General features: G+C 71.3%; 8 protein-coding genes and 1 pseudogene. 7 read left to right on the forward strand and 2 right to left on the reverse strand.

The window, feature by feature from the left end; translation table 11 throughout:
* A pseudogene (locus ACE37J_RS03940) lies at positions 1–1804 on the reverse strand (hypothetical protein); the annotation flags it as partial.
* A gap of 227 nt (positions 1805–2031) precedes the next feature.
* Complete coding sequence (locus tag ACE37J_RS03945; protein WP_409707370.1) at positions 2032–3684, reverse strand: hypothetical protein; 1653 nt, start codon at positions 3682–3684, stop codon at positions 2032–2034.
* 191 nt (positions 3685–3875) lie between these two features.
* On the opposite strand from ACE37J_RS03945, the gene ACE37J_RS03950 reads away from it, so the two are divergent.
* The 7 genes from ACE37J_RS03950 (at position 3876) to ACE37J_RS03980 (ending at position 13021) form a co-directional block, all read left to right on the forward strand.
* Complete coding sequence (locus tag ACE37J_RS03950; protein ID WP_409707373.1) at positions 3876–5693, forward strand: ABC transporter transmembrane domain-containing protein; 1818 nt, start codon at positions 3876–3878, stop codon at positions 5691–5693.
* A complete protein-coding gene (locus tag ACE37J_RS03955) occupies positions 5690–7810 on the forward strand; it encodes a peptidase domain-containing ABC transporter (RefSeq protein WP_409707376.1) in 2121 nt (706 codons plus the stop codon). The genes ACE37J_RS03950 and ACE37J_RS03955 overlap by 4 nt, the downstream gene beginning before the upstream one ends.
* A 7-nt stretch (positions 7811–7817) precedes the next feature.
* Positions 7818–9125 (forward strand): HlyD family type I secretion periplasmic adaptor subunit, encoded by a 1308-nt coding sequence (locus ACE37J_RS03960; protein ID WP_409707379.1) that lies wholly within the window; start codon positions 7818–7820, stop codon positions 9123–9125.
* Between the two features lie 66 nt (positions 9126–9191).
* Positions 9192–10601, forward strand: a complete 1410-nt coding sequence (locus ACE37J_RS03965) for an adenylate/guanylate cyclase domain-containing protein (RefSeq protein ID WP_409707382.1) — start codon at positions 9192–9194, stop codon at positions 10599–10601.
* 10 nt (positions 10602–10611) lie between these two features.
* Positions 10612–11397, forward strand: a complete 786-nt coding sequence (locus ACE37J_RS03970; protein ID WP_409707385.1) for a short-chain dehydrogenase/reductase — start codon at positions 10612–10614, stop codon at positions 11395–11397.
* A 59-nt stretch (positions 11398–11456) separates the two neighbouring features.
* Positions 11457–12407, forward strand: a complete 951-nt coding sequence (ispH, locus tag ACE37J_RS03975; RefSeq protein ID WP_409707388.1) for a 4-hydroxy-3-methylbut-2-enyl diphosphate reductase — start codon at positions 11457–11459, stop codon at positions 12405–12407.
* Positions 12407–13021, forward strand: a complete 615-nt coding sequence (locus ACE37J_RS03980; protein WP_409707391.1) for a LysE family translocator — start codon at positions 12407–12409, stop codon at positions 13019–13021. The genes ispH and ACE37J_RS03980 overlap by 1 nt, the downstream gene beginning before the upstream one ends.
* The last annotated feature ends 3 nt before the right edge of the window (positions 13022–13024 follow it).

Raw genomic sequence — 13024 nt, forward strand, 5'->3', positions numbered from 1 at the left:
GCTTTACTCGAGAGAGGCTGACCGCGGTCGGGCCCTCGTTGAGGTCGGCCACGGCGATGTCGAAGCTCTGGGCCCGAGACAGGCCGCCAGCGTCGGTCGCCGTGACGGTGACGCTCACCGTCGGCTCCGCCTCGTGGTCCAGGCTCACCCCGTCCTTCAGCTTGAGCTGGCCGCCGACGATCTCGAAGCGGGCGTCGGAAACGGAGAGCGTGTGCGCGTCGCCGTCATCGGGATCAGCGACGGTCACCGTCCCGATCACCGCGCCGGCGGCGTTCTCGTCCACGTCGGTCGCGGAGAGCGACACCGCGGTCGGGCCCTCGTTAAGGTCGGCCACGGCGATGTCGAAGCTCTGCGCTTTCGAGAGCCCGCCGGAATCCGTGGCGGTCACCGTCACCGAGACGGTGGGCTCCGCCTCATGGTCCAGGCTCACGCCGTCCTTCAGCTTCAGCTGCCCCCCGACGATCTCGAAGCGGGCGTCGGAGACGGAGAGCGTGTGCGCGTCGCCGTCGTCGGGATCAGCGACGGTCACCGTTCCGATCACCGCGCCGGCGGCGTTCTCGTCGACGTCGGTCGCGGAGAGGCTGACGGCGGTCGGGCCCTCGTTGAGGTCGGCCACCGCGATGTCGAAACTCTGGGCCTTCGAGAGGCCGCCGGAGTCCGTGGCGGTGACCGTCACCGAGACGGTCGGCTCCGCCTCGTGGTCGAGGCTCACCCCGTCCTTCAGCTTCAGCTGGCCGCCGACGATCTCGAAGCGCGCGTCGGAGACGGAGAGCGTGTGGCTGTCGCCGGCGTCCGGATCAGCGACCGTGACGGTCCCGATGACCGCGCCGGCGGCGTTCTCGTCGACGTCGGTCGCGGAGAGGCTCACCGCGGTCGGGCCCTCGTTGAGGTCGGAAACGGCGATGTCGAAGCTCTGCACTTTCGAGAGCCCGCCGGAATCCGTGGCGGTGACCGTCACCGAGACGGTCGGCTCCGCCTCATGGTCGAGGCTCACGCCGTCCTTCAGCTTCAGCTGCCCCCCGACGATCTCGAAGCGGGCGTCGGAGACGGAGAGGCTGTGGCTGTCGCCGGCGTCGGGGTCCGCCACAGTCACCGTCCCGATCACCGCCCCGGCGGCGTTCTCGTCGACGTCGGTCGCGGAGAGGCTCACCGCGGTCGGGCCCTCGTTGAGGTCGGAAACGGCGATGTCGAAGCTCTGGGCGCGGGAGAGCCCGCCGGAATCCGTGGCGGTCACCGTCACCGAGACGGTGGGCTCCGCCTCGTGGTCCAGGCTCACGCCGTCCTTCAGCTTGAGCTGGCCGCCGGCGATCTCGAAGCGCGCGTCGGAGACGGAGAGGCTGTGGCTGTCGCCGTCGTCCGGATCAGCGACCGTGACGGTCCCGATGACCGCCCCGGCGGCGTTCTCGTCCACGTCGGTCGCGGAGAGGCTGACCGCGGTCGGGCCCTCGTTGAGGTCGGCCACCGCGATGTCGAAGCTCTGCGCTTTCGAGAGGCCGCCGGAATCCGTGGCGGTCACCGTCACCGAGACCGTCGGCTCCGCCTCGTGGTCGAGGCTCACGCCGTCCTTCAGCTTCAGCTGGCCCCCGACGATCTCGAACCGGGCGTCGGAGACGGCGAGGCTGTGGCTGTCGCCGGCGTCGGGGTCGGAGACCGTGACCGTTCCGATCACCGCGCCGGCGGCGTTCTCGTCCACGTCGGTCGCGGAGAGGCTCACCGCGGTCGGGCCCTCGTTGAGGTCGGCGACGGCGATGTCGAAGCTCTGCGCTTTCGAGAGGCCGCCGGAATCCGTGGCGGTCACCGTCACCGAGACGGTGGGCTCGCCTTCTGTCCACGCCTCTTCAGCTTGAGCTGCCCCCGACGTCTCGAAGCGCGCGTCGGAACGGAGAGCGCGCGTCGGCATGGGTCGAGGCCGGTCACCGTCCCGATGACGCCCCGGCGGCGTTCTCGTCGATCGAGGCTGAGAGACGCGCGGTCGGGCCTGTTGAGGTCGGAACGGCGATGTCGAAGCTCGGCCCGAGACAGGCCGGTCGGTCACCGACGGTGACGCTCACCGTCGGCTCGGGTCAGCTCACGCCGTCCTTCAGCTTCCTGCCCGACGATCTCGACCTTGCGTCGGAGGCTGTGGCTGTCGCCGTCATCGGGGTCGGCGACGGTCACCGTCCCGATGACCGCCCCGGCGGCGTTCTCGTCGACATCCGAGGCTGAGAGGCTGACGGCGGTCGGGCCCTCGTTGAGGTCGGAAACGGCGATGTCGAAGCTCTGCACTTTCGAGAGCCCGCCGGAATCCGTGGCGGTGACCGTCACCGAGACGGTGGGCTCCGCCTCATGGTCGAGGCTCACCCCGTCCTTCAGCTTGAGCTGGCCCCCGACGACCTCGAAGCGCGCGTCGGAGACGGAGAGCGTGTGCGCGTCGCCGTCATCGGGATCAACGACCGTGACGGTCCCGATGACCGCCCCGGCGGCGTTCTCGTCCACGTCGGTCGCGGAGAGCGACACCGCGGTCGGGCCCTCGTTGAGGTCGGCGACGGCGATGTCGAAGCTCTGGGCCCGAGACAGGCCGCCAGCGTCGGTCGCCGTGACGGTGACGCTCACCGTCGGCTCGGCCTCATGGTCCAGGCTCACGCCGTCCTTCAGCTTCAGCTGCCCCCCGACGATCTCGAAGCGGGCGTCGGAGACGGCGAGCGTGTGGCTGTCGCCGTCGTCCGGATCGGCGACCGTGACGGTCCCGATGACCGCCCCGGCGGCGTTCTCGTCCACGTCGGTCGCGGAGAGCGACACCGCGGTCGGGCCCTCGTTGAGGTCGGCCACCGCGATGTCGAAGCTCTGGGCCTTCGAGAGGCCGCCGGAATCCGTGGCGGTGACCGTCACCGAGACGGTCGGCTCCGCCTCGTGGTCCAGGCTCACGCCGTCCTTCAGCTTCAGCTGGCCGCCGACGATCTCGAAGCGCGCGTCGGAGACGGAGAGGCTGTGGCTGTCGCCGTCATCGGGATCAGCGACGGTCACCGTCCCGATGACCGCGCCGGCGGCGTTCTCGTCGACCTCCGAGGCGGAGAGCGACACGGCCGTCGGGGCTTTGTTCGTTGCAGGGGCCGGCTCTTCTCCGTCCGGGTCCTGCGGCTCTGACTCCCCGACCGGTTCGCGCGGCGGCTCGGCCGGGCCTTCCGGCGGGTTCTCCTCGCCGGGCCGCTCCGGGTCTGCCGGCGCCGCCCCGTCGCCTGCGGGCGAAAGATCCACAATCGCCGCTGCCGACCGGGCGGGCGCGGCGCCTTGGCGGACCGGAGCCTCCGGAGCGAGATCGGGCGTGGCGTCGCCCTTGCCGTTCGGGATCGTCAGGGCGCCGTCCGGCGCGGGGGCCGCGTCGGATCGCGCGTCGGCGGCGAAGGCGTTGTACGGGGCGCCGCCCTCGGCGTCGCGCGGGGCCGCGTCGACTTCCGGGGCGGCGTCGGCGGGCGCGGCGCCGTCAGCTTCGCCGGCCGCGCCGCCCTCCTCGGCGACGGCGGAGCGCAGCGCCTCGGGCATCTCGGGCTCGCCATAGTGCAGCGTTGCGATGGCGCGGTTGTCTTCCTTCGCAAAGCGGTCGCCTTCGGTCGATTCGGCGAGGCGCCGACGCGCCTTGCGGTCGGCGTCCGCAGTCTCGACGTCGAAGCGCTCCGCGCCGCTCCAGGCTCCGTCCCGCGAATCCATAGGCCCCACCCCACGCACAACACGACAACCCGCATGGATGAGAATCGTTGACGCTTCCTTGCGGCCGCCTTCGCAGGAGCGGCGGGTTTTCGGAGAATCGCGCCTAGTCCGGGACTTGCCATAAAGAATGTCACAACCCGCAGCGGGCAAGTCTCAGGCGGTGGCGAGAGCCGCAGGAGCATCGATTCGGCATGAAAGAAGCGTTGACATCGGGAGAAGCGGCGATCGCCGCGCCCCCGCCGCCTGTCTCGGCGGTGGCGGCGTCGCTCGCCGTAAACCTGCTGACCCTGCTCTTGCCGCTCGTGATGCTGCAGATCTTCGACCGGGTGATCCCCTACCAGGCGTCGCACACGCTCCTTCTTCTGATCCTTGGGCTCTTCGCTGCGATCCTGCTCGATTTCGCGCTCAAGGCGGCGCGGGCGACGCTGATGTCGGCCTCGGCGGAGGACTACGAGCTTCGCCTTCACGCGCTGGCCACGAGGCGCGCGCTGGAGGCGGACCCGGCGGAGTTCGACGCCGAGCCGGCTCCGGCCCGGTTCGAGCGGCTCGCGGCCGTCACGCAGCTTCGCGACCATGCGGGCGGGGACGGCCGGCTGCTCGCGATCGACATCGCCTTCGTCGCGGTCTTCGCAGGGCTGATCTGGCATATCGGCGGCTGGCTCGTGGCGGTTCCGCTCGTCGCCGCCGCGCTCATGATCTGCGTCAGCCTCGCGTTCCGGAAGGTCCAGTTCCGCCTGTTCGACGAGCGGCGCTCGGTCGATGCGCGGCGATTCGCCTTCCTCAACGAGTTTCTCGAGCGGATGGCGACGATCAAGGCCCACCGGATGGAGGCGCCGCTCCTGCGCCGCTACGAGGTGCTGCAGGAGGGCTCCGCCTCGGCCAGCCGGCGGCTCGTGCTGCTCGCCAGCCTCAGCCAGTCCTTCGGTTCGGTCTTCGCGCAGGCGGCGACGGCGGCGATGGCTCTCTTCGGAGCCTATCTGGTGATCCATGGCGATATCGGCGTCGCGGAGCTTGCGGCCTGCACGCTGCTGAACGGCAGGGCGGTCCAGCCGATGCTGAAGCTGATCGGGGTCTGGTCGCATGCGGAGGGTGTGGCCGCCGCGCGGCGGAAGGTCTCGGCGCTCGCGGCGCTGCCCCGGCGCGCGGGTCCTGCCGTGACTCCTCCGGCGCTCTGCGGAGAAGTCGAGGCGCGGGGCCTGACGGCGCGGCGCGGCGGCTCGGAAGGCGCGCTGTTCGAAGGCCTTTCCTTCCACGTTCCGGCTGGCGGGCGTCTCATCGTCACGGGCGACGATGGCGCGGGCAAGACCACGCTCTTGCGTCTTATCCTGTCCGAAGAGCACCCGAGCGCGGGCGAGGTCCGGATCGACGGGGCGCCGGCGGCGGATCATGCGTTGAGGCGCGGGCGAGGCGGGATCGTCTACGTGGACCAGCGGCCAGCCGTTTTTCAGGGCTCGATCCTTGACAACATCGCCCTCACTGACCGGGCCGAACATGTGGAGCAGGCGCTGGAGGCCGCCCGTGCGCTCGGCCTCGACGAGGAAATCCGGCGGCTTCCCCAGGGCTACGAGACCATGCTTGGGCGTTCGGGCGGCGCGGCCTCTCACTCCTTCCTCCAGCGCGTGGCGCTGGCGCGGGCGCTCGCACTGAAACCGAAGCTCCTGCTCTTCAACGAGGCCAACACGGCGATGGACCGGCCCTCGGACGAGCGCGCGCTGGCCGCGCTCGCGGCGCTTGAGGGGACGACAACGTTGATCCTCGTCACGCGGCGGCCCGGATGGATGGCGTTAAGCCCGAACCTCGTGCGCCTGGTCTCGCCGGCCCGGCGGGCGGAGGAGACGAACGAAGTCTATCGCCTCAGTTGGCGGGAGATGACCTCCCGCGGCAACGGCGCGCAGCCTCCCTACCGGCTCAGCCTCGCCGAAATGGTCAAGCCCGGCCGGCCGGCGGCGCGGCCTCCGCGCCGGGCGCGGGCCGGCGGCCGCGCGTCCAGGCTGCAGGAGGCGGGATGAACGCCCCGGCCGCGATCCCCTCGCCCGAGGGCGCGACGCTCCGCGACGACGCGATAGGCCTCCTCCGCGCGCTGGTGCGGCAGGCCGGATGGGGCGGCGACGAGCGCGGGCTGCTGACCGCGCTGCCGCACATGGCGCCGGCGCTCGACGCCGCCGAACTGGTCTCGACGCTCGAGAATCTCGGCGTGCCGCACGCCGTGCTCCCCGCGCGGCTCGAACGGCTGATGGCGGATGATTGCCCCTGTCTTCTGATCGATTCGCGCGGCGCGGCGCGCGCGGCCTTCGATGCGCGCCCGGGCGAAGCGCTGATCCTCGAGCCGGGCGAGGCGGAGCCGTCTTGGCGGCGCGCGCCCCAGGGGGCGGGCCATGTCGTGCGCATCCTGCCGGCGACGGAGGGCAAACCGCCGCGGGTCATGGCGCTGATCGACCTCCTTCGCGGTTCGCGCGGGGTGCTGGCGAGCCTCCTGCTCGCCTCGTTCTTCACCAACCTGATGGCCTTCGCCACGCCGGTTCTGGTGATGGTGATCTATGACCGGGCGATCCCTGTAGGAGCGACGGACTTCCTGATCTCGCTCACCGGGGCGATGGCGATGGTGCTCGCCGCCGATATCGCGCTGCGCGTCATCCGGGCGCGGGCGCTCGCCGATCTCGGGGTGCGGGTGGAGCGCGGGCTCGGCCTCGCGCTCTTCCGCAAACTCATGGCGATGCCGCTCGGCCAGGTGGAGAAGTCCGGCGTGCACGAGCAGCTTTCCCGGCTCAAGCAGTTCGAATCGCTCCGCGACGTCTTCACCGGACCGCTCTTCTCGGCGGCGCTGGACCTGCCCTTCACGCTGCTGTTCTTCGTCGCCATCTTCGCACTGTCGCCGGTCATCGGCTTCATGCTCGCGGGGGTGACCTGCCTCTACCTGATCGCCGGCGTCGCCGTGGCCCCGGGGCGGCGGCGGCTCAACGAGGCGGCGGCTAAGAGCCGGGCGGCGCACCAGAAGCTTCTGTTCGAGATCGCGGTCAAGCAGCTCTCCATACAGCGGCTCGGCGCAGGTCCGGTCTGGGCGCAGAGGGCTGACAGGCTGGCTTCCGTCGCCGCGTCCGACGCAAGGCGGGCAAAAACCCGCGCGGTGATTGCACAGACGATCGGGCAGGGCCTGATGATGGCCGCCGGCGTGGGCGTCGTCGGGCTGGGCGCGGCGCAGGCGCTCTCGGGGGACCTCACTTTCGGCGGACTGATCGCGGTCATGGCGCTGGTCTGGCGCTATCTGGCGCCGATCCAGGCGCTCTACGCAGCGTCCGGGCAGATAGAGACCTTCTCCCGGAGCCGGCGGCAGGCCGATCGTGTGCTCGCCCTGCCGGAGGAGTTCACCCGAGGCGTCGCGACGAGCCGGATGAAGGCCTTTACCGGGCGGATCGCGGTGGTCAACGTCACGCACCGGTTCGACAGCGCGCTCGACCCCGTTCTCTCCGGCGTCTCGCTCTCGGCGGAGCCGGGCGAACTCGTCATGATCTGCGGCCATGGCGGCTCCGGCAAGTCGACGCTCCTGAGCCTGATCGTGAAGCTCTACGTCCCGACCGCGGGCAGCATCCAGCTCGACGGGATCGACTATCGCCAGATCGCGGCCGACGAGTTGCGCAACGCCATAAGCTATGACCTCCAGACGCCGGAATTTCTCCACGGCACCGTGCGCCAGAACCTGCAGATGGCGCATCCGACCGTCACCGACGAGGAAATCTGGCTCTGGCTCGAGCGGCTGCGCCTCGCGGCGGAGGTGCGGCGGCTGCCGGAGGGGATCGACACGCGGCTGACCGAGTCGCTGCTGAAGAGGCTCTCGCCGGCGATGGTGAAGGGGCTTTCGCTGGCGCGCTGCCTGCTGCGCCCGGCCGACATCTACCTCTTCGGGGAGCCCTGCATCGGGCTCGACAACGCGCGCGAGCAGGCCTTCCTCGACATCGTCGCGAGCCTGAAGGGCGCGAAGACCGTGCTGATGGTCACCAACAGGCCCTCGCATTTCGAGCTCGCGGACCGGCTCGTGATGCTCGATCGCGGGCGCGTGGCGGTGAATGAAAAGGGCGCGCCGGCGCGGCGCAAGGTCGCCGCCCTGCAGGCCCATCTGAACGGAAAGTGAGCAGGCCGTGTTCGGAAGAAAACCAGCGCAAGGCGTTCTGGCGGAGAAGCTGGCGCGCGAACGCTCGGCGGCGCCGCAGGCCGCGCGCCTGACCATCCTCGTCGTCGCCGGGCTGATCGGCGGCGCTATCGTCTGGGCGGGGGTTGCGGAAGTCGGCGAGCTCGCGCGGGCCGAGGGGGAGATCGCGCCGACCGGGGAGCTTCTCCGCGTCGATCATCTCGACGGCGGCGTGGTGGCGGAGATCCTCGTCCGTGAGGGAGAGCCGGTCCTCGCCGGCGCGCCGCTTGCCCGGCTGGAGCAGCCTCGCCTCCGCACGGAGCGGGATGAGACGGTGCGCCAGCTCGATTCGGCGCGGGCCGAGGCGGCGCGGCTTCGCGCGGTTCTGGCCGGGGAGGTTCCCGTCGCGACGCTCGCCTCGGCCGATCCCGGCGCGGCGATGGCTGATTATGCGGTCGCGCAGCACGCGCTCCATCGCGCGCGGATGGCGATGCTTGGCGAGCGGATCGAGGCGCGGCGCGCCGGCGTCCTCGCCGCGCGGCGGCTTAGGGACAATGCGGCGTCCCGCGTCCAGCTCAACGAGGGCAACGTGGCGCGGATGGAGGCGCTCTCCGCGAAGGGCCTCGTGAGCGAAGTGCAGATGACCCGGCAGCGCGACGTCACCGAGACGGTGCGCGCCGAACTGATCGGCGCGGAAGTCGCGCTCGCCGACGCGGAGACGGCGCTGGCCGAGGCGGAGGCCGCGCTCTCCGAAGCCGATCTCGCCTATCGGGAGGAGAACCTGAAGGCGCTCTACGTCGCGTTGCAGGAGGTGGAGCGCCTTTCGCTCCTGCTCGGGGAGATCGAGGGGCGGGAGGGCCGGCTCGTCGTCCGGGCGCCGGAGGCCGGCATCGTGCAGACCGCCGCCTACGGCGCCGCGGGCGAGGTCGTCCCGCCCGGCGGCGCGATGTTCGAGCTGCTGCCCACGGACCAGCGCCTCGTCGCGATCGTCCGCCTTTCGCCAAACGATATCGGCCATGTCGCGCCGGGCCAGGCGGTCGTCCTCAAGCCGACGACCTATGACGCGCGCCGCTATGGCGATCTCACGGGCACGATCGAATCCATCTCCCCCACTTCGGTGACGCCGGAGCAGAAGGAGCCCTATTTCCGCACGGTGGTCGCGCTCGACGACGACCATATCGGCTCCGGCGCCTTCCGCCGCCCGGTCCGCGCCGGCCTTGTCGTGAGCGCGGAAATCCAGACGGCGCGGCGGACCGTGCTGGAATATCTCCTGAAGCCCATCGAGCGGTCGCTCAATCACGCGATGACGGAGCGCTGAGCCGGTTTCCCCGCGCCGCCCGCCATGCCAGACTCGGGCGAGGCGAGCGGCGGCGGAGCGATGCGCATGGAGCGGGAGAGACTTGAGGCGCCTGTCGGTCGCCTGCGCCGGGTTCTGGACGGAAGCAGCGCGGCGCGCGCCGCGCCGGAGACGCCGACGGAGGCCTTCGCGCTGGCCGCGCTGGAGCGGCACAAGCGGGAGGGGATGGACCTCGCCTTCCGCGTCCGGCTCGGCGTCATGGGCGTCATCGCCGTGATGACCGTCTTCATTGCGCCGCGGGAGGAGGTTCTCTTCTACCTCGGCGTGGTCGCACTCTTCGTGCTCATCGGCTGGGCGCAACGGCGGGTCGCGCGCGTCGGCCGCTCTCGGGCGGAGCTGGCGCTGATCGTCTGCGACGTGGTTCTCCTCACGGTCGCCTTCCTCGTCCCCGGCCCGTTCTCGACGGCGGACTGGCCGGAGGCGATGCGCTACCGGCTCGACGGCTTCAAGTATTTCTTCCTCTTCCTCGCTCTCGGCTGCCTCGCCTATACGTGGCGCACGGTCTGGGCGATCGGCGTGATCGTCGCCCTCGCCTGGGGGCTCGGGCTGCTTGCCGTCGTGCTGCTCGGATCGGAGCGGCCGGAACTTGCGGCGGCGGCGCAGGCGGCGTTCGGCCATGACCCGGCGATGCTCGACTATCTCGACCCCACAGATCCGATGGCCTTTCTGCGCGCCGAGGAGGTCGTCGTCGTCCTCCTCGTGGCGGCGACGCTGGCGTTCACCATGCGGCGCTACGGCCGCCTCGTCCTCGGGCAGGCCGCGGCGGAGCGGGAGAGGGCCAATCTCGCGCGCTACTTTTCGCCCAATGTCGTCGCCGCGCTTTCCCGCAACGACGATCCGCTTAAGGAGATCCGCACGCAGGACGTCGCCGTTCTCTTCGTCGACATCGTGGGCTTCACCGCCTTCGCCGCGGAGCGGAAGCCGGTCGAGGCCATTTACGCGCTGCGGGACTTTCACCGGAGGATGGAGGCGGAGGTGTTCCGCCATGGCGGCACGCTCGACAAGTATCTGGGCGACGGGCTGATGGCGACCTTCGGAACCCCGGCCGCCGGCGAGGCCGACGCGACCCGCGCGCTCCGCTGCGCGCGGGCCATGGTCGCCGTCATGGCGGCGTGGAGCCGGGAACGGGAGGCGGCGGGGGAGCCGGCGATCCGCGCCGGCTTCGGGCTGCATTTCGGCCCCGCCGTGCTTGGCGACATCGGCGCCAACCGGCTGGAATTCGCGGTGATCGGAGATACTGTCAACGTCGCCAGCCGGGTCGAGGCGCTGACGCGCGAGCTCGGCGTCGAACTTGCGGCGACGGAGGCGCTCTGTGCGCAGGTGCAGGCGGAATCCGGGGCGGAAGAGCCGGCGCTCGCCGGGCTCGCGCCGGGGGCCGAGGCGACGATCCGCGGCGGCGAACGGCGCGTGGCGCTCCGGACGCTCGCCCGCGCATGAGGGGGAAGGCATGGATCTCGGACTGAAGGGAAGGCGCGCGGTCGTCACCGGCGCCTCGAAGGGAATCGGCTTCGGCGTAGCCGAGGCGCTGGCGGCGGAGGGCGCGGCGGTGACCCTCGTCGCGCGCGGCGGGCCGGGGCTCGACGCCGCGGTCGCCGCGCTGACGGCGAAGGGCGCGGAAGCGCGGGGCGTCGCGATGGACCTCTCCGCGCGCGGGAGCGCGGCGGCGCTCCTGGCGGAGACGGGCGCGCCCGACATCCTCGTGAACAACGCCGGCGCGATTCCGGGCGGGGATATCGACGCCATCGACGAGGCGCGCTGGCGCGAGGCCTGGGAGCTGAAGGTCTTCGGCTACGTCAACCTCTCCCGCGCCTTCCTCGCCGCGATGCGGGGACAGGGAGGCGGGGTGATCCTCAACGTCACCGGCCTCGCGGCGGAGCGGCATGACTGGGGCTATGTGGCCGGGACGACGGGCAACGCCGCGCTCAACGCCTTCACGCGCGCGGTCGGCGGGGTCAGCATCGAATACGGCGTCCGCGTCCTCGCCGTGCAGCCGGGCCTGACGGAGACGGAGCGGCTGGCGACGCTGCTGAAGACGGCGCGGAAGGCGAAGACGGGGGGCGAGGAGGGCTGGCGCGACGCGCTCGCCGCGAACCCGCTCGGGCGTGCGGCGACGGTGGCCGAGGTGGCGGACGTGGTCGCCTTCCTCGTCTCGGAACGGGCCTCCTACATGTCCGGAACGGTGGTGACGGTCGATGGCGGCGCGGGGGCGCGGAACGGGAATTTCTCCCGCTGAGGGCGCGGCGCGGGCCCCGGCGCTTCCCATCGCGGCGGGGGTCGGTTAAGCCTCTCGGCATGAGCAAGCCGCCCCTCACCCTCTTCCTCGCCGCGCCGCGCGGCTTCTGCGCGGGCGTGGACCGGGCGATCAAGATCGTGGAGATGGCGCTCTCGAAATGGGGCGCGCCGGTCTATGTCCGGCACGAGATCGTGCATAACCGCTTCGTGGTGGACGGGCTCCGGGCGAAGGGCGCCGTCTTCGTCGAGGAGCTGGAGGAATGCCCGCCGGACCGGCCGGTGATCTTCTCCGCCCATGGCGTTCCGAAGTCGGTGCCCGAGGAGGCGCGGCGGCGGGAGATGCTGTTCGTCGACGCCACCTGCCCGCTCGTCTCCAAGGTGCATATCGAGGCGGAGCGGCATCACCGGAACGGGCTCCAGATGGTCATGATCGGCCATGAGGGCCACCCGGAGACGGTCGGCACGATGGGCCAGCTGCCGGAAGGCGAGGTGCTGCTGGTCGAGACGGTCGGGGATGTCGCGCGCCTCGCCCCGCGGGATCCGGAGCGCCTCGCCTGGATCACGCAGACCACCCTCTCGGTGGACGATACGGCGGAGATCGTGGAGGCGCTGAAGGCGCGGTTCCCCGCCATCGTGGGCCCGCACAAGGAGGATATCTGCTACGCCACGACGAACCGCCAGGGCGCGGTGAAGGCGATGGCCCCGCGGATCGACGCGCTGATCGTGATCGGCTCCCCGAATTCCTCGAATTCCCAGCGGCTGGTCGAGGTCGGGCGGAAAGCGGGGTGCGGCTACGCCCAGCTCGCGCCGCGCGCGGCGGATATCGACTGGCGGGCGCTGGACGGCGCGAAGGCGGTCGGCGTCACCGCCGGCGCCTCGGCCCCCGAAGTGCTGGTCGAGGAGGTGATAGACGCCTTCCGCGCGCGCTACGACGTGACGGTCGAGCTGGTGGAGACGGCGGTCGAGAACGTCGAGTTCCGCGCGCCGCGGATTTTGAGGGAGCCGGCCTGATGCTGTCTGCGCAGTTTCTTCTCACCGCCTTCGTCGTCGTCCTCGCGCCGGGGACGGGGGTTCTCTACACCCTCGCCATCGGGCTCGGGGCGGGGCGGCGCGCCGCGATCTTCGCCGCGCTCGGCTGCACGTTCGGGATCGTGCCGCATCTGCTCGCGGCCTCGCTCGGCCTCGCGGCGGCGCTGCACGCCAGCGCGCTCCTTTTCACCATCGTGAAGTTCGCCGGCGTCGCCTATCTCCTCTGGCTCGCCTATCAGGCGATCCGCGCCGGCGGCGCGCTCCGGATCGAGCCGTCGCGGGAGCGGGAGCCGGGCTGGCGCGTGGCGCAGCGCGGCGCGCTCATCAACATCCTGAACCCCAAGCTCTCGATCTTCTTCCTCGCGCTCCTGCCGCCTTTCCTTTCCGGCGCGCCGGAGACGGCGACGGCGGAGATGATGACGCTCGGGGCCGTCTTCATGGCGATGACCTTCGCCGTCTTCGTCGTCTACGGCGCCTTCGCCGCCGCAGCGCGGGACTGGGTGCTGGCCTCCGAGCGGGCGATGCGCTGGCTGAACAGGACCTTCGCCGCGGCCTTCCTGCTCCTCGGCGCGCGGCTGGCGGCGGAACGCGCCTGAGGC

Source organism: Pikeienuella sp. (assembly GCF_046290545.1).
GTDB lineage: Bacteria > Pseudomonadota > Alphaproteobacteria > Rhodobacterales > Rhodobacteraceae > Pikeienuella.